The sequence below is a fragment of the Victivallis vadensis genome, from assembly GCF_003096415.1.
Lineage (GTDB): Bacteria > Verrucomicrobiota > Lentisphaeria > Victivallales > Victivallaceae > Victivallis > Victivallis vadensis.
Map to the genome: position 1 here is coordinate 69,328 of NZ_QEKH01000019.1, position 23,326 is coordinate 92,653.

Annotated in this window: 16 protein-coding genes; 4 read left to right on the plus strand and 12 right to left on the minus strand. The window is 63.7% G+C overall.

The genetic code is table 11. The annotated features are described in order from the left end of the window. From C8D82_RS12260 to C8D82_RS12310, 11 genes are read right to left on the minus strand one after another with little or no spacing between them, the layout of a single operon-like run. Positions 1-1,179: an FAD-dependent oxidoreductase gene (locus C8D82_RS12260; RefSeq protein ID WP_187144072.1), complete on the minus strand. Its 1,179-nt coding sequence runs from the start codon at positions 1,177-1,179 to the stop codon at positions 1-3. A gap of 32 nt (positions 1,180-1,211) precedes the next feature. Next, positions 1,212-1,910, minus strand: coding sequence for a VWA domain-containing protein (locus tag C8D82_RS12265; protein WP_116884580.1), 699 nt, complete (start codon positions 1,908-1,910; stop codon positions 1,212-1,214). Next, positions 1,907-2,563 carry a hypothetical protein gene (locus tag C8D82_RS12270; protein ID WP_116884581.1) on the minus strand — a complete coding sequence of 219 codons (657 nt, stop codon included), beginning with the start codon at positions 2,561-2,563 and terminating at the stop codon, positions 1,907-1,909. The genes C8D82_RS12265 and C8D82_RS12270 overlap by 4 nt, the downstream gene beginning before the upstream one ends. Next, on the minus strand, positions 2,553-3,479 hold the full coding sequence (locus C8D82_RS12275; RefSeq protein WP_116884582.1) for a hypothetical protein: 927 nt from the start codon (positions 3,477-3,479) through the stop codon (positions 2,553-2,555). The genes C8D82_RS12270 and C8D82_RS12275 overlap by 11 nt, the downstream gene beginning before the upstream one ends. Continuing rightward, complete coding sequence (locus C8D82_RS12280) at positions 3,476-4,321, minus strand: hypothetical protein (RefSeq protein ID WP_116884583.1); 846 nt, start codon at positions 4,319-4,321, stop codon at positions 3,476-3,478. Before C8D82_RS12280 ends, C8D82_RS12275 begins: the two co-directional genes overlap by 4 nt. A gap of 13 nt (positions 4,322-4,334) precedes the next feature. After that, entirely contained in the window at positions 4,335-5,201 is an 867-nt protein-coding gene (locus tag C8D82_RS12285; RefSeq protein ID WP_206212476.1) for a MotA/TolQ/ExbB proton channel family protein, read from the minus strand. A gap of 29 nt (positions 5,202-5,230) precedes the next feature. Next, on the minus strand, positions 5,231-6,157 hold the full coding sequence (locus C8D82_RS12290; protein ID WP_116884584.1) for a hypothetical protein: 927 nt from the start codon (positions 6,155-6,157) through the stop codon (positions 5,231-5,233). Continuing rightward, the gene (locus C8D82_RS12295; RefSeq protein WP_116884585.1) at positions 6,150-9,278 is read right to left on the minus strand and encodes a hypothetical protein; all 3,129 of its coding nucleotides are present in this window, start codon (positions 9,276-9,278) and stop codon (positions 6,150-6,152) included. The genes C8D82_RS12290 and C8D82_RS12295 overlap by 8 nt, the downstream gene beginning before the upstream one ends. Further along, the gene (locus C8D82_RS12300) at positions 9,275-11,872 is read right to left on the minus strand and encodes a GAP1-N2 domain-containing protein (protein ID WP_116884586.1); all 2,598 of its coding nucleotides are present in this window, start codon (positions 11,870-11,872) and stop codon (positions 9,275-9,277) included. Before C8D82_RS12300 ends, C8D82_RS12295 begins: the two co-directional genes overlap by 4 nt. Positions 11,873-11,905: 33 nt before the next feature. Continuing rightward, complete coding sequence (locus C8D82_RS12305; RefSeq protein ID WP_116884587.1) at positions 11,906-13,714, minus strand: GYF domain-containing protein; 1,809 nt, start codon at positions 13,712-13,714, stop codon at positions 11,906-11,908. Further along, positions 13,711-14,844, minus strand: a complete 1,134-nt coding sequence (locus C8D82_RS12310; RefSeq protein WP_133245184.1) for a hypothetical protein — start codon at positions 14,842-14,844, stop codon at positions 13,711-13,713. Before C8D82_RS12310 ends, C8D82_RS12305 begins: the two co-directional genes overlap by 4 nt. A gap of 973 nt (positions 14,845-15,817) precedes the next feature. Between C8D82_RS12310 and C8D82_RS12315 the strand changes: the two genes are divergently transcribed. The 4 genes from C8D82_RS12315 to C8D82_RS12330 are packed head-to-tail and all read left to right on the plus strand — an operon-like array spanning position 15,818 to position 21,324. After that, positions 15,818-16,870, plus strand: coding sequence for a substrate-binding domain-containing protein (locus C8D82_RS12315; protein WP_116884589.1), 1,053 nt, complete (start codon positions 15,818-15,820; stop codon positions 16,868-16,870). Between the two features lie 43 nt (positions 16,871-16,913). Then, the gene (locus C8D82_RS12320) at positions 16,914-17,666 is read left to right on the plus strand and encodes a type II secretion system protein (protein ID WP_165833046.1); all 753 of its coding nucleotides are present in this window, start codon (positions 16,914-16,916) and stop codon (positions 17,664-17,666) included. A 32-nt stretch (positions 17,667-17,698) separates the two neighbouring features. Next, positions 17,699-18,430: a LamG-like jellyroll fold domain-containing protein gene (locus C8D82_RS12325; protein WP_116884591.1), complete on the plus strand. Its 732-nt coding sequence runs from the start codon at positions 17,699-17,701 to the stop codon at positions 18,428-18,430. Beyond that, positions 18,427-21,324: a sugar-binding protein gene (locus C8D82_RS12330; RefSeq protein ID WP_165833047.1), complete on the plus strand. Its 2,898-nt coding sequence runs from the start codon at positions 18,427-18,429 to the stop codon at positions 21,322-21,324. Before C8D82_RS12325 ends, C8D82_RS12330 begins: the two co-directional genes overlap by 4 nt. 733 nt (positions 21,325-22,057) lie before the next feature. Here C8D82_RS12330 and serS read toward each other — a convergent pair. Next, positions 22,058-23,305, minus strand: coding sequence for a serine--tRNA ligase (gene serS / locus C8D82_RS12335; RefSeq protein ID WP_116884593.1), 1,248 nt, complete (start codon positions 23,303-23,305; stop codon positions 22,058-22,060). Positions 23,306-23,326: the final 21 nt, after the last annotated feature.

Sequence of the window (23,326 nt, forward strand, 5' to 3'; positions counted from 1 at the left end):
TCACCGCCCCTCTCCGGTCAACCCCAGATCTCCGAAATGCAGCGCAAAACCGCACACTTGCGTCAGTTCACGGCTCAAAACCCCGCAGTCCAGCCGGTCCGGCGTGATCCCGGCCGCGACCGACAGCGCGGCGGCGACTCCGGCCGCCTCCCCGGTCATCGCGGCGGCGGGAATCACCCGCGTCACCTCCCACGCGTCGCCCCGGCTGCTGGAACAGCGCCCCGCCGCCAGCACTCCCTTCAATCCTTTCGGCAGCAGCGTGCGGTACGGAATCTCCCACACAAAGCCGGGCTTGCGCCAGTCGGCGGCCAGGCCGACCGAATCGGGGAAAGCGGTCCACTCCATGCCCGGCTCCAGCGTGAATTCCCCGGTCACGCAGCGGGTGTGGCGCAACTCCGCCATCGCCGGAAGCATCAGCGGGAACAGGCTCCGCCGGTCGAATTTCCCGGAAACGTACTCCCGTTCCAGCCGTTCCCGGTAGCGTTTCCGCCCCGCCAACACCGCCTCACTGACGGTCCGGCCGCTGATTCCGGGCGGAACCGTCTCCGGGTCGGTGCTGCATCCCACAATCGCCATCGAACAGTTCGGAGCCAGCCCGACCGCCCCCTCCCGGTATTCCAGCGTCCAGTTGGCAAGCGCATTCGGGGCCTCGATGCACCCGTGCCCCGCAAACGCCGCCAGGTCCGCGTCGCCGGTCGCATCGACGAAACACGCCGCGCGCAGCTCGCCGCAGCCGCTCTTATTCGCGACGGAAACCGCGCTCAGCCGCCCGTCTTCGACCGTCGCGCCGGTCACCACGGTGTCGAGCCACAGCTCCACCCCGGCCTCCTCCAGCATTTTATCGAGGCTCAGCACGAAAGAGGCGGGCGAAAAGATCACCCGGTAGCGGCGCGCCTCGGCCGCGTTGCGTTCCCGCCGCCAGCCCGGGGGGATTTCGCCGGGACCGTATTCCAGACTGCGCTTAAGCATCTCCTCGGAGATGCCGAAGGTCACCTGCGTGCCGTTGCCGTCGCAGAGCGGCAGATAAATATAGATCAGTCCGGAGGTCGCCAGCCCCCCGAACCAGACCGTCTTTTCGACCAGTGCGGTCCGCAGCCCCCGCCGCGCCCCCGCCAACGCCGCCGCGACTCCGGCGACTCCGCCGCCGGCCACCACCAGATCATACCGAGACTGAAACATGCTTTCCATACCCTCCCCGGAGTTTGATTTTTCTACATCCTGACCACATAATTGCCGTTGTGCGCAGCGGCGATCTCCCTGAGCAGCGAAGAATCCAGGCCGATCGCAAAGCAATGCACCGTCACATCCTTCGGCAGGCGGGTCAAAAGCCGCGTAAGCTCCTCCGCGGAGCAATCGCTCGGGTCGCCGTCCGACAGGAAATAAACCGTGTCCAGCTGCCCGTGCTTCGTCAGCTCCAGAATCTTCCGCCACGCCATCAGCATATTGGTGCTGCCGCCCGCACCGAGCGCCCCCACGAACCGGTTCAGGCGTTCGACGGCAGAGCGGTCCCGGAAACCGCACGGCTCCAGGTCGGGAAACAGCTGCAAGCCCGACGAGAACGCCCAGACCCGGAAATTCCCGGCCTCTTTCGGCGCGCCGATCCGGTTCGCCGAAGCGACGGCGCTGCCGACCGCCCGGCGCAGTTCGCGCTTCATCACGTCGAGCCGGCTGCCGCCCTCCGGCGTCACCGCCCCCATCGAGCCGGAAACGTCGACCAGGAAAACCACCCGCTTTTCCGCCCGGACCTCCACTCCGTAGAAGCCTCCGGCACCGTTCCCCGGTTTGCCCGGCGCCGCTTTCGGCGGAGGAACCGGCTCCTCCGCCGCTCCCGACCAGACCGGGACTCCGGCGGCCGGGAGCATCCACAGCAGCGGCAGCGCCGCCGTCACAAGCCATTTCCAATTTCTCAAGGTTTCGCCTCCATTCTGGTGGTGGAAGAGTTCAGTACGCTCACAATATGTTCATCGACCGTCAAAGTATACCGGTAATCGGCGAACCGTCCGTCCTTCCCTTCGATCCGGAAAAATCCCGCGACTTCGTAGCCCTTTTCCGCCTTGCGGATCGACGTGCCCGGCGCTCCGAAAGCCGGGAAACGGATTTTCCCGCCGTCCGCCACCGCATTGCCCAGATACAGACAGGCCAGCCGGTAAACCCGTTCCTCAGTGTCGGTCGCCGGGCGGTCGCTCTCCCACTGCAGCGCCGGAGCCGAAGCGGCGGCGGGAGCAGTGGAAGCAGCCGCAGGCGAAGCGGTTTCGGGAATGGCGGAAGCCTCCCCGCCACTCCCCGTACCCCGTTCCGCCGCACCGGTCGCGGCGGCCCCGTCTCCGTCACCGCTGCCGGAACCGGCCGCAGCTCTCTCCTGACCCGCGCCGGAACCCGTTCCCGCGGCTCCGCCGCCCGTGCCGGAACCGCCCTCCCCCGCACCGGACAACGCCGGGCGGACAAACAGCGCCAATACCGCGACCGCCAGCAGAATCAGCAGATACGGCCGCAGCCAGTGCCGGTCCGGCTCCCGTTCCTGCTCCACGTCGAGTTCGGGATCGCGTTCATCGTCAATATTCATGGGTCGCCTGTGTGGTTATATGATACTCGAAACGGTCTCCGGCGAGGGCGGGGCCCCAGCCGTGCATGACCTTTTCCTGCTTCAACTGTTCGCGCACCGTGAAAAACTCCTTTGCACTGTCCGGGTCCACCCAGAATTCCGGCACCCGGTTTCCCGGGACCGCGTCCAGAATCCGCCGCAGTTCCGGCGAAATCTTCCCGTCCGCCAGCGTCGGGACGCCCGCGCCCGGTTTCAACGTACAGCTCACCACCGTGCCGGAAACGGTGAATTCCACATCCGGCTCCGGCACGTCCCTGCCGTCCCGCTTCCCCGGCCCGACCCGCCATACCCGGCCGTTGCGCACCACCAGGAACCACGGAATTCTGCTGCTCTGCCGCAACACCTTGAAATGCAGCGTCCCGGCAGGGGAGGAGTCGAGATTCGCCCGGATGATTTCCAGCTTCTGTTCCAACTCCCGCCGCGCGGCTTCGGCGGCGTTCCGCTTCGCCTCCAGTCCGTCAATCTCCGGCCGCAGCTTCGCGAGCGCCTCCCGCCGCACGGCGGCATCGGCCCGCAATACCGCACTCTTCGCCTCCTGCGCCAGCTTCCGGTCCGTCAGGCGGCGCACTTGCGCCTCCTGCGCCGCCAGCATCTCCAGCTCCTCGCGCATCGGCCCGGCGGCGAGCAGTCCGGCCAGCTCGCGGCGCTGCTCCACGGATTCACGGCTCTCCGCCGCCTCGCGCTCCAACCGCGCCAGCTCCTGCTGCAGCTGCTCCAGCTTCCGCGGCGCATTCTCCTCCAGCGCCCGCGACGCCGAACGCACCATCGAAATCACCACGACCAGCGAGATCGCGATGAACATCACCCCGCCGAAGGTATTGCACATCGTATCGAGCAAGAGTTCCAGGCTTGAAGCATCCTCCCGGCGGCGTCTCATCGCGCTTCCTCCCCGAAAATGGTGCTTTCATCCGACGGCATCACCTCCAGCCCGCGCCGGAATCCCGCCGCCTGAAGCTGCGAAGCCGTCACCTCCGCATACCGGAACGCGGCGGGCTTGACCAGCACGCAGAAGTAGACCCGCGAAGCGTCGAGCGTGCGCGCCCAGCTCATAAACGCCTCCACCGATTCAAAATAGGTCAGCGCACCGGGGCGGCGGAAATCATGCACGCTCTTATCCGCCAGTGCCAGCGCCCGGATTCCGTCGGGGCCGCACTCCGCCAGCACCGGGTCCATCCCGAAATCCCCGTCCACCGTATACGGCACCAGCCGGCGGCGGCGCAGTTCCCGGTTTTCCGCCTGTTCCAGCTCTCCGCGCAGCTCCGTTTCCCGCTGTCCCGCCGCCTTCAGCTGAAGCCGAAGTTCCTCCCGGCGTTTCTCCGCCGCCTCCAGATCGCGCCGGAGTCCGGCCAGTTCCGTTTCCAGCTTCTTCGCCTCCGATTCATTTTGCGCCGCTTCGGCGGAGAGTTCCCGCACCTGCCGTTGCAGTTCCTCGCGCCGCTGCTGCAGCAGACGCGGATCGTTCCGGCGGTACTCCCCGATTTTCCGGAGCAGCTCGCGGTCGGCGGCACGGTTCAGGTCCAGCTGCCTGCGCAGCTCTTCCACTCGCGCCGCCGCCTCTTTGAGCTTTTCACGCGGTTCCCGGCCCGCCGCCTCCGGCTCCGCTTCCAGGATGAACAACAGCAACAGCAGCACCACCAGAAACATGATCCCGGTGATCGAGGTGATGATGTCCTGAAACGAAAACAGCGAAACCGCCGGAGTATGATCCTGTTTCGGCATGGCCGCCCTTCTTTTACGCTTCCGGTTCGATCAGATTCACATTCTTCATCTTCGCGATCAGGTTGCGGTGGCAGTAGTCCGCGCAGTCGTCCAGAAACAGCTCCTCCTTGTTCTGCACGAACGTCATCACCAGCTGCACGAACAGCGCCGCCACCAGCGCGATCAGCGTGGTTTCAAAGGCGACCGCCAGACCGCCGGTCACGCCGCCCAGCGACGACTTCAACTGTTCGATATCGGCCCCCTGCGCGACCACCGTGCCGAAGCCGCCGACCGCGGTGGAAAGCCCGATCACCGTGCCGATGAAGCCCAGCACCGGAATCGCCCAGATGAATCCTTTCAGCACCGTGTACGAGCTTGCCAGATAGTTGTCGTCGTTCGCCGCCTGATTGTTCAGGCATTCGGCCACCGCCGAAATATTCCCGAGATTTTTCAGGTTCGACAATGCCCGCTCGATCCGGTCGAACAGCACGAAACGGCGCGGGGAGTCGACCTTCTCATACATCCGGTCCAGAATCTCCCGCGCGGTCCGGGGCGACAGCACGAAATTCGGATCGTCCGGCAGGATTTTCACCTCCAGCGCCCGCCGCTGCACCTGCAGCTTCTTCCACTTCACAAATACGATCGCCAGCGCCCAGCCGGTCAGGAAGACCGTGTAATAGGGGATCGTCGAACGATGCTCCGCGCCGCCGTGGAAAAACATGTCGATCAACTGGATTCCCCTCCCCCGGAACGGCAGCAGCGCCGCATAGAACAGCGCCGAAAGCGCCGCGCCGATGATGCAGGTGAACACGTAGTTCACACCGGTGAATTTCCTGCTCTGGAAGCCGCAGACCCGTTCGATGTCGCTGTGGTCCCACGATAATTTCCGTTCTTCCGCCATAGTGTCCTTTCCCGTCCCTTCAGGGAACCTTATCCCAACCACCGCCGCCATGCCGCCCAGGCCGCGACGGCCAGCGTGCCGATCACCACCGCCGACAGCCAGATCGCGTGGCGCGGGCGCACGTCCGCAAACCGGGTCAACCCGATCCGCAGCGCCGCCGCCCCGTTCGCGAAGCTGAAACTCCAGACGAATAAATTAAAGCAGATCAGGCACTTCCACTCCGCCGTCCACGCCGCCGTCGCCAATGTAATCACGGCCGCGGCGCTGAAATTCAGCAGAACGGCCCCGGAGGTCAGCCAGTCGAAATGCCACGCTCCCTCGTTTCCGTCCCGCCCGGCCACAATCCGGCACACCGCCGTTCCCGCCCACAGTCCGGCACCCAGCAGCAGCGTGAACAGCCCGCCCGCGACGACCGTTGCGCCGCCCTCCCAGAAGCGGTAACTCCGCCCGAACGCCGCGATGGCGGCCATAATCATCGCCATCGAACCGAGCCATGCGGTCACGCCGCTCCAGACGGTCCCGGAGACGCCGTAACGCTCCGGGATTTTCAGGAGATTGTCCGTGGTGTTCCAGATCAGCGACAGCGCATCGCCGACCAGCCGCCGGGCCGAAGGCGCTTCCGCCAGATCAACCTCCGGCGGCTCCCACTCCTCCTCCGGTTCAATCGGAAAAACCGGAGAAACCGCCACCGGTGCGGCGACCGGAGGGATTGCCGCTTCCGCCTGCGCCTCCGGTTCCGGCATCCGGATTTCCGGCTCCGCAAAGAGCGGCGGCTCCGCGGCGGACTCCGGCTTCAGCCACGGCACCTCCGCAACGCGCCGCCACTCCCGCTTGTCGCGGGAAATTTCATCCTCCGCACCGATCCGGCCGTGCCGCGCTCCGGCCAGCAGGCGGGCCGCTTCAAACGGCCCGGTGATCCGCCCCGCCTTCCTCAGGTAAAAATACCGTTCACTCATCTTCCCGCCCCCGCCGGTTCAGCGGCCACGACTGCGGCCACATATCGATGCGGCTTCCCCGTTCCGCCGCCTCCTTCCGAAACGCTGCGGCCAGCTCCCCGGTGGAACGCCAGTCCACCGGCGCAAACAGCACCTGCCCCGGGAAGCAGTACCGCCGGAACTCCTCCGGAATCCTGCCGCCTGCCGCCGAATCCGGCAGGCACAGAATCCGGAATTTGTCCTTTCCCACGGAATCGACCACCCACAGCTCCCGGAACCGGACGGGGGCGAACAAACGCAGCGTCAACTCGCCGCCGGCCTTCTCCTCCACCGTTCCGACCGCCTGAAATTTGCGCAGCAGCGCGGTCTTCCAGAGCTTCCGGTACAGCCGGACTTCATCGAAGAGCCGGGTCACATCCAGCGCCGCCAGGGCGGCCTCCATCTCCCGGACCTCGTCCGGGTGGTCGACCAGTTCGCGGGGATTGCGCCAGTTCCAGTTCCGCCCGGCGTTGCTCCGGTCGAGCCGGTACAGGATATCGGTCAGCTGCACGTCGTAAAAGAAGGAGAAAGCGCGCAGCAGTTCCAGCAGCCGCTTCACCGCCACCACCTTCATATAAGGATTCATCTCCCGGTTCTCCACGGCGGACCGGATCAGGCTGCCGGTTTCACGCTCCATCTCTTCAAGCGTTTTCGCATCCCGCAGCCGGGCCGCCGCCCGGGCCAGAAACCGGTAATGCGCCGCTTTCTGAAAGACCGGCTGTTTCATATCCACGCCGCGCAGTTCGACGAACTCCTTCGGGAACGCCAGCTTCTCCAGCGCCGTCTGGGACGACGGCTGAAAGCGGTAGGCGCTGCGGCCTCCCTCCGAACCGTCGGTACGCCACAGCTGAAGGTAGAACGGGATCCCCTCCTGCCCGGAGTGCAGCGACACCGCCAGCTCCATCGACTTGGCCACGCCGGTGCTGCTGAACAGCACCTTCGGCTCCGTCACCGAATAGAACCGGTACTCCCCTCCCGCCGCATCCGCCAGGATCAATTCATACAGATCGCTGTCGGCGATCACCTCGCGCTCCAGTTTGTCCAGTTTCTCCTTCACCGCCGCCACCGGGTCCCGGTAGGCGATGCCGGGCGGAGCGAATTTCGCCAGGTCGAGCGCGACCGGCAGTGCGGCCTCTCCCGCCGGAATCGCGGCGAGCCGTTCCTTCAGCTTCTCCGGCGACTCCAGAATCCCGGCCTCGACCGGCTGCTCCAGCATCGAACGCCACAGCCCGAGCAGCCCCGCCGCCCGCTTCCGGTTCGCATCCGCCAGCGAAGGCGCCTCCACCGCCAGCGTCTCCAACGCCCCCGCATAGCTCCAGAAATCCGCCGGAGCGGTCAGGCGCTGCCGGATGCTCCGCAACTTGGCGGTCGTCCGCAGTGCGCCGTCCGCGCGGCCGACCGCAATATTCACCAGCTCCTGCTGCTGTTGCTTCAGGTTGCCGGCAACTCCGGAAGCATTGCGCAGCAGGGCGTCAAACTCTTTTCCGACGGCCCGCACCGCCTGTTCCAACTGCTCCAGAGAACTGCCTTCGCGGGGAATCTCCGCGGAAATCCGCTCCAGCTCCCGCCGGATTCTTTCCGATGCGGCGCGGAACTCCCGGGTCCGCCGTTCCCGGTTCTCTTCCAGCAGTTTCCGCCGCTTCCGGTCGGCGGCGTCAAACCGGTCGAGCAGCGGCTGGGCCCGTCCCGCCGCCATGCTTCCGAGCTTGCGGAACAGCTCCGCCGCTTCAGAATTCTCCACGCGCTCCGGCGTCAGCGCCTCCTCCGCCCGCTCCAGCAGCCGGGCGAAGCCGGCATCGGCGGCGGCGAACTCATCGGCCAGCTTTCCCGCCCTCGCCCGGAGCGCCAGAAGCTCCGGCCGTTCCGCCAGCGCCGGGGAGTCACGCCGGACCCGGTCGTACACGGCGAGAGCTCCGACGGCGTTCTTTTCGGCCAGCAGCTCCTCCATCTGCCGCCCGGCCTCCCGGCTTTCACGCTCATTCTGCACCAGCCGGACCGCCACCGCAACCAGCAGCACCAGAAGCAGCGCCCCGCCGATCCCGTAGATACACTTGCGGATATGGCGACGGCGCTCCGCGAGCAGGCAACTCTCCCGGTAACGCTCCACGCGCTCCACCAGCCGGGAGGAAACCGGCAGATCCAGCGCCATCAGCATATTGAACGAACTCTCCACCGACCGGAGACCGGCCTCGTTGTCCAGCTCATCGGTCAACTGCACTTCCAGCTCGGAAAATCTCCGCTCCCGTTCCTGCCGCTCCCGGCACTCCTCCAGCCACTTCCGGGCGTCCTCAACCTGCCGCAAGCCGTTCTGCGCCGGTTGGAATCCCGGTTCGGAGCAGAGAATCCGCCACTCCTCAAGCTTCCGTTCAAGGGCATTCCGGTCCATCGCGCTGTAGGCGGAAGCGATCCCGTCCAGAAGCGTCTCCTCGCGCCGGTGCAGCTCTTTTTGCTGAAGTTCCGCCAGAGCGGCGGCCAATTCCGCCAGCGGTCCACGCTCCGGCTGCGTCAGCAGCTCCGGGGAGACCAGCTCGGAGTAGATCCGCTGCAGCTCCGCGACGTCACCATGCTCCGCCGCCAGTTTTCCGTCGCGCAGCAGCTCCGCGAACCGGCTGCGCTCCACCTCGGCCAGATTCTCCTTCCAGACCCGGCTTCCCGCCGGATCGGCCGCGACCAGCTGCCGGAGCACCCGGATTTTCTCCGCGCTGCCGCCGTCGCGCGCAACCAGGCGCCAGCGGCGCACCAGCGCATTCAGGTCCGCCGCCAACGCGACGCCCGCCGCCAGCTTCTCCACGGTGGCGCGGTCGATCGGCGGCGGCGACGGCCAATCATACAGCCGGCAGAATTCGCACCACTCGGCGCAGCGCGGGAAATCCAGCATCCCGGCGCGCTCCGTCAGCGAAGGCGACAGCCTCCGGTTCAGCCGTTCCGCTTCGGAGAGCAATCCGGCGTCGATCAGTTTCCGGCATTCGCCCAGCCGGGCGTTCACCTCAACGCACGCGGCCCGGTACACCTCGGCGACACTCCGCATCGCCGGAGTGCTGCTCTGGTCGGCGGCATCCAGAAAGCGGCCGATCGCATCCAAACTCTCCTGAATTTTGCTCATTTTTTTCCTTCGGCGTCTTTGGCCATCCGGTGAGTTACCGGGACTTTGGCGGCGAATGCGGCGCGGTGGCCCGCGTCATTCACGATTTTCCGCTCCGCCTCCAGCTCGGAATCGAAAAAGTGCTCCGCGACCGGAGAAATCCGCGCCAGCTCCGCACGCAGGTCTTTCACCAGCTTCTGCAGATTGGACTTCTCCCGGTCAAGCACCGACTGCTGTTTCCGGATATCGGAGTGGAGTTTCCGCAGCCGGGCGCAGTGGCTTTCCAGCGTATCCAGCCGCTCCAGCAGTTTTGCGGAGGCCTCCGCGTAATAGTCGCGCCGCTCCACCGGCCGGGCGTTCTTGCCCTTTCTGGCGCACTGGGCGTGGAAGTCGCGCATCACCGAAGTAAGTTCGTTGCGCCACTGCACCGCGCGTTCCGGTTCCGCGGCCGCGGCCTGAAACACCAGCGCACTCATCTCCCCGGCCACCGCCATGATCTCTTTCGGGTCCCAGACGGCCTGTCCGAGCAAGTCGTCGAGCTTGCTCTCCTGCAGCGCCCACCAGCCCTGCGAAACCGAACCGCCGCCGATTTCCGCCAGCTCCGAGCGCAGTTTTTCCAGTTCGCGCTTCACTTCGTCCAGTTTGCCCATGCGCCAGTTCCATTCGCCGCATAAAGCGGAAAGCGTACTGCGCGAAAGCTCCGCCGGCGGCAGGCTGCCGACCCGAACCTCGAGAAACGGCGCGAACTTCCTTTCATCGGCCGAAGGCTCGAAACCCAGCTGCCACTTATCCCCGACCTGCAGCGTCCCCTTGCCGGTCAGCTCCGCATAGCCGGGCTGAAAGCGCGCCTCCCAGACCACATCCTCGCCCGGAGCCAGAAAATGAATCCGCAGGATGTTGCCCAATCCCGGCGTCGTCCCCGTAACCCGCATCGGCAATGCGATCTCAAGCGCTCCCGCTTTCCCCAGGCGCAAAATCAATTCACTCTCCGGCCGGTCGCCTTCCGGCAGGTAAACGGCGGCGACCTCCGGGCTTTTCCGGACCATCCGGGCCGGAAGCAGCCGCACCATGCGGCCGTCCGCCGAATCCGCGACGAACTGTTTCCAGTCCAGCACTCCGGGCCGGATTTTGCCGACCGTCTCCAGCTCGACCCGCAACCGCTCGGCGCGGGCCACCGCCGCGGGCAGCCGGATGGAACCGCGCCCTTCCATCCAGTCGCGGTACAGCGCGAAACTCTCCGCGGGCATCAGGTGCCTCAGGCGCGGTTCCGGCTTCTTCTCGACCGGGGGCGGAGGCGGAGCGATTTCCGCCACCGGCTCCGGCGGCGGAGGCGGCGGCACCGGTTCCGGCACGGGAACCGGCGGAAGGACAGCCTCCTTTTCCGCCGGAACGACCGGCGACTCGGAAACCTCCGGCGATTCGGAAGCCGCCGGAGGAACAACCGGAGCCGCCGGCTCCGTAACACGCACCACCACCGGCGGAGCTTCCGCCCCGCCGGAAGCGGGCTTCATCTGTTTCATCAGCCAGTAACCGCCCGCCGCCAGCAGCACCGGAACGGCGATGATTCCGGTCAGGAAAACAAGCTTTCTCCCGGTGTTTCCGGGCGGCGCGGGTTCTTCCGCCGCAGGTTCGGCAGGCGGGGGAGACGCCGGAGCTTCCGGCAGCACGATCGGCACCGGCGTCCGGTCCGACACCCGGTAAAACTCCTCCTCCGGCACCGGCCGCTTCCCGCCGGTCAACGGCACGAACTCCACCTGCGGCGGCAACTTCGGCATTCCGGCGCTCCACTCCAGCGGCACAATGCCGGTGCGGGCGGCGTCCACCAGCGGCGACCGCTCCCGGTTCTCCGGAATCGTTTCCAACACCCCCAGCCGGATCACCTCCTGCGGGCGCAGCCGCCGGATCGTGTCCAGAGCCGGAGAACCGGCCGGACAACAGCGCAGGAAACACTCGCCGCCGCTCGGAGCCTGCACGAAATAGGTGCTGAACGTGAAATCGTCCAGCCGCTCCGGCGGCAGCAGCCGGGCCACCTCCGCGATCAGCTCAAGCAGTTCCTCCGCCGGAACCTCGGCGGAAAATTCCAGATAGCAGTTCCGCATCGAACCGTCGAGAAATCCCTCCGCCACCACCCCGGCCCAGCCGGGATCGCCGGTCAGCCGCTTCCACGCGTCGGCGATGCCGAGCGGGTTCGCGACGCTGCGCGGACGGCGCGGCGCGAGCAGTTTCGGCTCCTCGTTCCAGCCGGAACGGAAGTTCGTGCTTTCCAGACAGACCGCGACCGCCCCGCCGGGTACCGCGTCCAGCTCCTCGCGGTCCTCGAAAATCAGATGGTGCGCAATCCGGTTGGAACGGCCGGAATAGTCGACCCCGGCAAACCCGATCCGGCTCACCACCCGCAGCGTCCGGCTGCCGTAGCCGCACTTGCGATAGGCGAAACAGACCGGATTGAGCTTCGCCTCCGGCGTATGCGCCGCATAGAGCGGCTGATAAGAGCTCAGGTTCTCAATCGGTGCGATCAGATTGGAAGGAATTCCCTCCGTCCAGGCAACCGAACAGAAGCCGGACCGGTTCGCGATCAACCCCTGCTTCGCCGAAGTGTGAATCAGTTCAAACATAACCCCATGATCCTTCCTTGTCCCCCACGGACTTCAACTCCACAAATCCCCCGCCGCGGTTCCCCGCGTTCCGGCATGCGTCCCGCGTTCCGGCGGCATCGCATACCGTTTTTTGCCTATCTCAAGCACGGCTCCCAGATAATTGGACGGCAGCAGAACCCGCTTCCCCGAAACCGGATGGCGGAACATGATCGAATCCCCGCTGACGCGGCAGTCGAATCCCGGCACGCAGCCGCTCCGCTCCGGCAGGGTCCCCCCGATCAGCCCCAGTTCGTACAGCAGAATCAGGAAAGGCTCCTCCACCCAGATCGGATGCAGCTCCTCCGGCACGATGCCGATATACCCGTTTGCGTCGCGGCGGGCAAGACACCCGAAGTTGCTGACCGGCACAAACCAGACCCGCCGGAAAAACGCCTCGGCGGAGCTGACCACCGCCGGCGCATACTCCAGCATCAGCTCCCGCAGCGCGAAGGAGACCTGCTGCAGTATGCCGATGTCCAGCTTCCCGTCGGAACAGTCGGCGCTTTCGACCACGGTTTTCAGCTTCTCCGGCTCCGGCGCGAAGTGCCCGCGCCACGCGTCGTACTTCGCCACCGCGATCACCAGCGGGATATCGGCCTTTTCCGATGCGGCCATGTTCCGGTGGCGGCGGATCCGGTTGATCATCTCCGCCAGCAGCACCGCCTGGTCCGAAACCTTCGCGGCGTCGGCCATCTGCGGGTCCTGCCGGTTGCAGAGCCGCCGCATCGCCGCGTCGTTGGTCGGGTCGAACAGAAAGACAATGCCGCGCGAACCGGCGAGATGGCGCGTCGCCGGATTGATCAACACATCCGTGCCGGGCTGGAAATGCTCCCCGGCGTTGTCATAGAAAATCACATTGCAGTTTTCCATGCGCTTCCCGGCTGAAGCGATCGGTTTCAGCTCGAAAATAAACGGCTTGGGCAGGTCGGTCGCCACCCCGTCCAGCAGCACCTGATCGGAAAAATCGCGGCCGGTCTGCTGCGTTTTGGGCAGCACCGCGACCGCCTTGCGGTCCACCGCCATGAAGATGGTCCTCTCGTATCCGTCGAGAATCGCATTCAGCAGCGGATCGACATCCAGAAACGAACAGGAGAACAGCTCGCTCAACGTGCGGCGCAGCGAATGCACCAGCGCCGTCAGGTAGTAGGACTTCCCGCTGGACGGAGCGCCGACGATCGAAAAACCGCACGAAGGCAGGTCCGCCACCGTCGACGGAATCCTCAGGTGACAGCGCGGGCAGGCCATATCGGTACACGGAATGCCGTGATTGTCCAGCGGCTGCCCGGCGGCGTTGAACTTCGCCGGCAGGAACCGCAGCTGCTCCATGTCGCCCGCGACCGGGTCCCCGAGCAGCGCCGGATGGCAGGAGATATAAAGCATCCGGTCGGCCGGAAAACTTTTCCAGCAGTGCGGGCAGGTGATCTCCCCGTCGGGAATCTCGTCGGCCAGCTCCGCGTCGAACCGCCCCGCCGGCAGCACCGGTTCATCCGGCACCTGAAAGACTGTGCCGCAGGAGCCGCAGGTCAGCCGGCGCCCCCGGTATCCTTCCCCCTCGTAGTGCAGCGAACAATCCGGGCAGGCAAACCTCAGCCGCCCGTCGTTTTCGCCGAGTATCGCCGCGAACGGCAGCGGTTCGCCCGCTTCCCGGGACGGCGCAGTCCGGTGCAGCTCCGGAAAATCCGCCAGCGTCGCCCACGCCCCGTCCTCCCGGCGGACGGCCGACGCCGCGTTCAACCGGCCGGAAGCCACGAATTTGAGCAGGATATCCCGCTCGAACGGCCCGACCGACACCCCGTTGTCGTGAATATAGTAGACACTCATGGTTTGACATCCTTCGGTTGCGCCCCGGAACCGCTCCCGCTCTCCGCAGGCGGTTTCCGCATGACGACAGTCTGATATTTCCGCAGCGCGGCGTCAAAACGCCCCTCGAACTCCCGCGCCGTATCGTGGTCCCGGACCATGCAGAGCACCTCCAGCATCGCACCGCCCCACGCCTCGAACTGCGTCCACTCCGACAGCCGGTCAGTCAGCAGAAAAGAGCGGTAGCTGCGCCGGATTCCCTGCCGGAGCTGCTCATAACCCGCCGGGACGGCCTCATTCCAGAGACCGCGCGCTCCCGGGAACAGCCTGCCGAACCGTTCCGCCCGCGGATCGCTCATCCAGCGCACCTTTGCGGCTCCCGCCGCCAGTCCCGCTTCATTCTCCCGGAGCAGGGTGCGCAGCCGCAAATCCAATTCATCGCGCGGGGTCAGCCGCTCGCCCATCAGGCGGCGCAGCCGGTGTGCGAATAATTCAAACAGAGCCGTCGCCGCGAATACATCCCCGGCTTCCAGCGCTTCCGAAATCAGGCTGTTGCCGTCCCACATCGCGACCGTATCGACAATTTTGCTTTCGCACTCCGAAATCCGGTCGGCGGCCTCCCCGGCGGAAAGCGTAGAGGCGTCCAACTGCCGCGCCGTGGCCAGATAGGCCCCCTGATTCAGCACCCGCACCCTGAGCCGGATCAGGTCGCCGCGCTGATTGAACTGAAATGCGAGATCGTTGAACAGGGCGTCACAGCGGTTCACGAAGTTCCGGTAAAGCGCGATCCGCTTCGAACCGCCGAGCGCTTCACCGAGCTCCGCATACGCTCCGGCGGATTTTTTATCCTCGAAACAGGCGAAAAACAGATATTCGGAAACCGCGAAAACGGAGGCTTTCTCCCCGAACGGAAGCTGTTCCAGCCAGGAGGAGTGAATCCGGAATTGTCCATTCCCGCTCAACAGGCGGCACACCATCACCGAATCCGGCTCCTCCCGCTCCAGCACCAGGAAAGTCCCGGTCGCCAGAGCGCCGTTGCCGAAACGAAGCCGAAGCAGTTGCCCCGCCTCCGCCGCCTGAACCGCCAGACCGGCCAGAAGCACCGCTGCGGCCGCCGCCGGCATATTCCAGCTCCGCCTAATTTTCAGCATCCAGCCCTCCGCCACAAAGCCCCGATATATTCCACCAATATAAATTATCCTCTTCCATTTCCATATTCAAGCAGAAACGCCCGAAATCTTCCGTTTCCCCTGTTTTCTGCGATTATCATCACCCACTCCGGGATTTCGCTGCTGGTCGCAGCGAGCTGGGCGCTTCGCCCCTGCACCCCGACCGGCAAGGTGCCGGCGCCGAATACTTGAGATTCGGGAAAACCGTTCCGGTTTCCCCTCCGGGTGGGGGAGGCTCCGGTAGAGACAGGCAAGGTTATACAGGAGCGGCACACCGCTCCGGGCGGCAACCGCGTCGGCTTTTTTGCCGACGCCGGGCACTTCCTGCGCCTGCTGCCGCCGGAGGTCACGCGCGGAACGGCCAGATGCTGACCAGATGATGTGAAGTTACACTCATGGAGGCTGAACTCTGCCTGTCTCTATCATGCAGATAAGGTTCAGTAAGGCTCGTACTCAAAGATATGCTTGCCTGTGATATGACAATTGCATTGTTGCCTGACCTCGCTTTGCGTATATCGGCAGATAAACTCTTATCAGCCTCCATCAGGGTATCTGTCTATTACCTGATCAGCATATAGCCGTTCCGCGCGTGACCTCCGGCGGCAGTAGGCGCAGGGAGTGCCCGGCGTCGGCAAAAAAGCCGACGCGGTTGCCGACCGGAGCAGTGTGCCGCTCCGGTACAACCTTACCTGTCCACAATAGAGCCTCCCACTCCCGGAGGGAAAGGCGGTACGCCTTTCCCGGATCTAGTACCCGGCGCCGGCACCTTGCCGGTCGGGGTGCAGGGGCGAAGCGCCCTGCTCGCTGCGACCAGCAGCGAAATCCCGGATACCGACCACGCTTATTGAAAAAATCCGATAAATATTTTTTCCGGATATTGACAAATGAAAAACACTTTGGTATAATATAAATATACTAAGTTTGGTATATTTTTAAAAAGGATTACCGAATCGCCATGCTGAAATACCGCCAGATGGTCGAGCTACTGGAGCAGCGCATCAACAACGGGGAGTATCCGGAAGGGAAGCTCCCCGCGGTCCGGCTGCTTGCGGAGGATATCGGCGTCAGCTACCTGACCGCGCGGAAAGCCGTCAACGAGCTTAAGGAGAACGGCATCATCACCCACAATGCCTCCAACCGCAAGATCGTGATCGGCAAGGCGGTCACGAAACAGCCGCTGGTTGGCGTGATCACCCCTTTCTGGCATTTTTCCGAATGGATGCGTTCCATCCGGAACGTGACCGCCGAACTCGGGGGGCAGGTCCGCTTTGTCGCTTATGCTTCCGACACCGATCCGGCCATCACCGAAGCGTTGAGCGCCAGCTTCGATGTGATTTTCGTGGTTCTGCCGGTGGGACGGCGCAACAGCCGACTGCTCAGCAGGCTGCGCAAGCTCGGCAACAAGGTGGTCATCCTGTTTCACGACATGACCCGGTACGGCCTGCGCTCTTTCATCGGCTCCAATCCGGGCAGCATCCATCTGATTATGCAGAAGCTGGTCGACTGCGGCTGCCGCCGGATCGATGCGCTCGGCAGCGGCAACAGCTCCGACACCGAAAGTTCCGCCCGACTTGAAGCGTGGCGTTCTTTTCTGGACTGCCACGGACTTTCCGGCGAATTTCATGACCCGGGCATCCTCCCCTTCGAGCACCCGGAGCCTAAAATACGCAAACTGGTGCTGGACCTGATCGACGCGGGACGCCTGCCGGAAGCTGTCTTCTGCCTGACGCCCGCCGGAGCCCTGGGCCTTTACCGGGCCTGTTATGAGAGGAACATCCGGATCGGCAAGGATATCTCCGTTTTCTCCTTCGGCGAACAGGAAACCGCGAAATTCATGGCCCCCGCGCTGGCGACCATCGCCAACACCGGCAAACTGGACAATGCGATGCGCGAACTGCTCAGCCAGTATCTTCCCGGAGCCGAACCGGATGACCGTCTGCTGTTCCAACTGACCGACTTTGAAGTTTTCGAAGGTGAATCTTTAATTTCCAACCACAAGGAGATATGATAAAATGAAAAAATTTCACAAACGCACCACGAAAGTAGGAATAATGAAAAATCATTTATTTACATTGATAGAATTGTTAGTAGTAATTGCGATCATCGCGATTCTTGCGTCGATGCTGCTGCCCTCGCTGAACAAAGCCCGGGCGATGGCGATGAAAACCAAATGCACCGGCAACCTGAAACAGATCGGCACCGGCCTGGCGCTGTATGCCGATGACTATCAATATTATCCGCCCAGCAAGCAGGATGGATTCGATCCATGGACAAACCGTAATACCTGGCACTGGCTGGTGATGCCCTATATCGGCATGGATGCCGCCACCCGTCCGGCAGACTGGACCGATCTCGCCAAACGGCGGGAACGCGGCCCGCTGCTCTGTCCTTCCCGACCGCCGATTACCGTCGAAACCCGTGACTGGAACAGTTATTCCATGTTCTGTTTCGGACCGTTGGTTCAGTGGTTCGGCTTCGGCCCCGCGAAATTGACCAAAGGAAAGCAGGAGGAGAGTACGGCCTCTTTTTGTCCCCTGCCGACATCCAAAGCCACGAAACATGGCGGAACCGGTTTCATACCGAAACCATCCACCATCACTTTCATTTCGGAACCGCGTCAAGGGATAGACTCCGCGTTTCAGGGCGGTGTGCAACTGGGCAACGAATTGGGATACATTACGGAAAATAACGGTTTCGAGTTTGCCTACCGCCATAACGCTCGTAAAAACGTGCTCTGGTTCGACCTCCATGTTTCGGATGTCGGTTTGAACCAGATCCACAACAGCGGCTTCCTGAAACAGTAGCCAACTATTATATTTAAGGAAAGGAGCAGAAGATGAAACAGATTCCGGCAATCACCGCGGCGCTGCTGCTTGGAGCGGGTTCGCTCCACGCCGATTTCACCTCCGGCATGCTGGCCCGCTGGACCTTCAACGACACCTCCAGCGAGCAGGCGGCCTTCACCGACGACGTCGGCCAACTTCAATTCAAAAAGGGCGTCTGGGGCAAGGATACGGCTTTTTTGCTCAACCCGGACGGCTCCGTAACCCTCGGCGGCGGCATCTACCTCGTCGCCGACGCGGTCAACTCCCGGTCGGAAAAATTTGCGAGACTGGCCGACGGCGGCACCATCTACTGCCGGATCAAATATCTGGACTACCCGGAACTTTCCTTCCCCTTCGGACTGATGAACAGCGTACAGCCCGCCGACTGGGCGCAGCTGATCTTCGACGGCATCTCCACGCCCAAGGGGATGGCGGTGCGCGCCAAGGGGCCGGAAAAGCTGGAGGCGGGCATGGCTTCCGGCCACCTGCCGACCAGCAAGGACGGCTACTCCGACGTTGCGATCGTCTTCAACGGCAAGACCAGAAAACTTTACCTTTACGTTGACGGCAAATGGGCTGAACGTCACGCGCCGATGACCCGGCTCGACAGCTTTCAAAGCCTGATGCTCGGCCGCCTCAAGCAGAGCAACAGCCAGAAAATGCAGATCGACGAGGTGCGGATCTACGCGACGCCGCTCTCCGCCGAATGGATCGCCGAAATCGAACCTGTGGAGAAAAAATGAAGCACGCTTTCTGCACCGCCGCCTGCTGCGGCCTGCTGCTGAGCCTCGGCGCGGCCGACCGGCTGATCATCGAGGATTTTTCGGACGTCGGGACCTGGCGCGCCTGGTCCCGGCAGAACGTCACGCCCGGCAAATGGTTCGGCGCCGATCTCGTGCTGGGAGCGACTCCCGACGCTTCGCGCGACGACGGCTACGCGGGCAAGCTCCGGTTCGACTTCGCCGATCCGGGCAAAACCGGCTGCATCGAGTACCAGCGCGCCAAGGCGAGCCAGCCGGAGGTGTTCGTCGACGGGGTTGAATTCGACGCCGACGCGCGCGGCATTCCGGGGAAAATCCGGTTTATTCTCGAAGACACCAACGGCAAGCGGTTCGCGACCGAGCCGGTCGAACTCACCGGCAGCGGCTGGAAGCGTTACCGCTCCGAAGCGGGCAGGAAAGCCGAAGAATTCACTCCGCCCTTCAAGCTCTACCGGCTCCGCTTCGAGGCTTCCGGGGTTTCCGGCAACAATTACATCCTGATCGACGATATCGCGCTGACCGGCGGCGTCAGCCGGAAGCGGAAAGTTTCGATCCGCCCGGTGCTCGCGCCGCTCGCGACCGAACCCGGCAAGCCGGGCAAGACCGCCTACCAGCTCCGCAGCGCGTCGGAGCAGCCGATCGAGGGAAAAGTCACCTACCGGCTCTTCAACCGGCACGACAAATGCGTGATGGAGAAAACCCTCCCGGTCAAACTCGCCCCCTTCGGCAGCGCCGTAACGGAGATCGACCTGCCGCCGCTGGCGGAGGGCAGTTACCACGCCTCCTGCGAGTTCGTTTCCGGCAAGATCAGAACCGACTATCCGGACTGGGTCGGCGTGTTCCGTCCCAACAACGGCCGGAACAACGACACGCCGATGTGGTTCGGCATTCAGGACACCGTGATCTGGAACTGCGAAGCCGAAAACGAGCTTCACAACCAGTGGAAGAAGCAGGCCGGTTTCGACATCGAACGCTTCGGCATCACCGGCAACCGCATCGACGACGGAGATGTGAACAACCTCCCGGCAGTGCGGAAGTTCCTCGACTCCTACCGGCAGCTCGGCATGCTCTGCTGTTTCTCCTACACCGAGGGAGTCCCCGCCGTCACCCAGAACACCCCGAAACACCGCGGCGCGCCGACCAATTCGGCACAGTTCCGCAAGCACATGGACAAGGTGTTCGGCTGCATCAGGCCGTTCGAGCCGGTGCGTTACTTCGAGTTCTGGAACGAACCGGACCTCGATTTCTACAACGGCACCATCGACGAGTATCTGACCGCGCTGAAAGTGGTCCACGATTCGCGCAACGCGGTTGCGCCCGGCATTAAAATCACCACCGGCGGCGTGACCATCCTCCACCCCCGCGAGAAGAAAAACTTCTCCCGCGACGTCTACGCCAGAGGCAAAGGGCTGTACGACATCGCCTGCTTCCACGCCCACGGCAGCCTGATGAACTACTCGGAGCGCCAGGAGATGGTCGAAAAGTGGCTCGGCGAAGCCGGCGTCGACCTGCCGGTCTGCAACACCGAAACCGGCGACCGCGCCGGTTACGCGGCGGACACCATCCGCCGTCAGGCGGAAACGCTGGTGCGCAAGATCGTCTACGCCAAGAGCCGCAACACCGAATTCTACATCTGGTTCACGCTTCAGGATTACTGGGATATGGACCCGGAGGCGGACGATTCCTTCGGCCTTGTGACCAGCGACAACCGCCCCAAACCCTCTTTCGTCGCCTATAACGAACTGATCCGCCAGCTCGGCAGCACCGGGCGCGGCGAGCTGTTGAAGAACACCGGCGAACTCGACATCTACCGCTTTTTGAGTTCCGACGGCAAGCGCGAAGTACTGGCGCTCTGGCCGCGCATCGGCGGAACCCGGCACCTCCTGCCGCTGGAGGGCAGCGGCGAGCTTGCGGCCGTCGACCTCTACGGCAGGCCGGTCCCGGCCAAAGTGCAGTACAACTACGCCGCCATTCCGGTGGAGGATGCGATGTATGTGAGCTTCCCCGCCGGAGCCTTCCGGTACGGCTCCGCCGTCGCGGCCCAGAAGCAGACAGTAGGCGGCAGCGCCGGGACCGACGCCCGCGTCGAGCTTACGGTCCGCAACCCGTTCCCGCAGGCGGCGCAGGTCGAATTCGACGGCGGCAGACGCTCTTTGAAAGCCGCCGAAACTGCGACGCTGCCGGTGCGGCTCCCGATTCCAGCCGACGCCCGGAACGGCATTTTCACCACGGAGAAAAAGCTGCGGCTCGCCTCCGGCAATGAAACGCTCGAACTGACCGTCCCGGTCACCGTCAACGTCTCCTATCCCGTCGCCTCCGGCAGGAAACCGGCGCAGGAACTGGTGCTCGACACCCTCGACCGGGTGAACGAAATGAGCTTCGATCCGAACATCCGGCGCTGGATGGGGCCGAAAGACCTCTCCTGCCGCTTCGCGATGACCCGCGAAAACGGCAACCTGAACCTCGACATCCGTGTAACCGACGACCGGCATGTGATGAACAGCACGCCCGACGAAGCCTGGAAAGACGACAGCATTCAGGTCGGTTTCGCGACGCTCGACGGCAAGTTCACCGAAGTGACCCTCTCCGGCAAGGACGGCAAAGGCGCGGTCTACGCCCACCACGCCCCCGACCCGGCCCTCCGCAATGAGTGGAAGGTTCCGGCCAAAGTCACCCGCACCGGCGACGTGACCCATTACGAAGTATCGCTGCCGCTGGCGAAACTCGGCATCCCGGATAAAACCGGAACCCTCTTCCGCTTCTCCTTCCTCGTCAACGAAAACGACGGCAAGGGCCGCATCCGCTGGATCGAATGGATGGGCGGCATCGGCCGCGCCAAAAATCCCGACGAGTTCGGCTGGGGCATCCTGAAATAGGGTATCCGGGATTTCGCCTTCGGCGACCAAGGCGCTTCGCCCTTGGAACCCGACCGGCAAGGTGCCGGTGCCGAATACTTCAGATCCGGGAAAACCGTTCCGGTTTCCCCTCCGGGCGGGGGAGCCCTGATGGAGACAGGCAAGATTGTACAGGAGCGGCACACTGCTCCGGTCGGCACAAAGCCCGCTTTTTTGCGGGCTTTAGGCACTCCCTGCGCCTGCTGCCGCCGGAGGTCACGCGCAGAACCTCCAGATGCTGACCATCTGATGTGAAGTTACTCTCATGGAGGCTGAACTCTCCCCTGCCTTTTATACAGGCAAGGTTCAGTAAGGCTCGTACTCAAAGATATGCTTGCCTGTGATATGGCAATTGTATTGTTGCCTGACCTCGCTTTGCGTATATCGGCAGACAAACTCTTAGCAGCCTCCATCAGGGTATCTTTCTATTACCCGGTCAGCATCTGGCCGTTCCGCGCGTGACCTCCGGCGGCAGCAGGCGCAGGGAGTGCCTGGAGCCTGCAAAAAAGCAGGCTCTGTGCCGACCGGAGCGGTGTGCCGCTCCTGTACAACCTTGCCTGTCTCTACCGGAGCCTCCCCCTCCCGGAGGGAAAGGCATTTCGCCTTTCCCGGCTCTCGTACCCGGCGCCGGCACCTTGCCGGTCGGGGTGCAGGGGCGAAGCGCCCTGCTCGCTCCGACAGGAGCGAAATCCCGATTGGCACAAGCTGGAGTGGTCTATTTTTTCTTGGGTTCGATTTTGTCGAAGCCGCAGAGCGGGCGCAGGACTTCGGGGATGACCACGGAGCCGTCCGCCTGCTGGAAGTTCTCCATGATCGCGATCAGCACGCGGTCAGTCACGGCGGTCGCGCTGATCGTATGCACAAAGTCGCGGGTGTCGCCATCCTTGTAACGGATGTTCAGCCGGCGGCTCTGGAAGCTGGTCAGGTTCGTATTGCTGGTCACCTCGCGGTAACCGCCGAACCCGGCGAACCATGCTTCGATATCATACTTCTTATAGCCGGGCGCGCCGAGGTCGCCGACGCAGACGTTCACCACATGGTACGGGATGCCGAGCTGCTGGAGGATGTACTCCTCGTTCGCGAGACACATCTCGTGGTACTTCACCGAATCCTCCGGCTTGCAGAACACGATCTGCTCGACCTTGTGGAACTGGTGCACGCGGAAAATGCCGCGCGACGCCTTGCCGTAGCTGCCCGCCTCGGTGCGGAAGCAGGGCGTGAAGGCGGTGTAGCAGAGCGGCAGCTCCGCGCCGTCGAGCACGTCGTCGGCATGGTAGCCGACCAGCGTCTGCTCGCTGGTGCCGATCAGCGCGAGGTCCTCACCGACGAGGTTGTAGGTCTGATCCGCGAAAAAGGGCAGATAGCCGGTGCCGAAGAGCGTGCGCTCCTTGGCGAGGCACGGAGTCATGAACATCGTGAAGCCGCGTTCGACCAGCACGCGCTGGACCCAGAAATAGAGCGCCTGCGCGAGCATCGCCCCCTTCCCTTTCCAGTAGTAGAAGCCGGTCGCCGCCACTTTCGCGCCGCGCGGAATATCGAGGATGTCGAGCAGTTCGCCGAGCTCCTGATGGTCGCGGATCTTGAAATCGAACGAAGGAATTTCGCCGACCTTCCTGATCTCGACGTTGCCGGAGTCGTCCAGCCCGTCCGGAACGTCCGGCGCAAGCATGTTCGGCATGCGGATCACCACCTGCCGGATCTTCTCCTGGATTTTGCCGAGCATCTCCTCCTTGGAGGCGAGCACCTCCTTGAGCTGCTTGACCTTGTCGCGGGCGGAGGGATCTTTCGCGCACTCCTTGCTGAGGCGGTTGCGTTCGGCGCGGAGGGCTTCCGCCTCCTGCCCGAGCTGGCGCGCGTCGGCGTCGAGCTTGAGCAATCCGTCGATGTCGATCGGGAAGCCGCGGCGCACGCAGTTGGCGCGCACCGCTTCGCTGTTTTCACGAATCAGTCTGATATCAATCATTTCAGGTTACCTCCTGCGGTT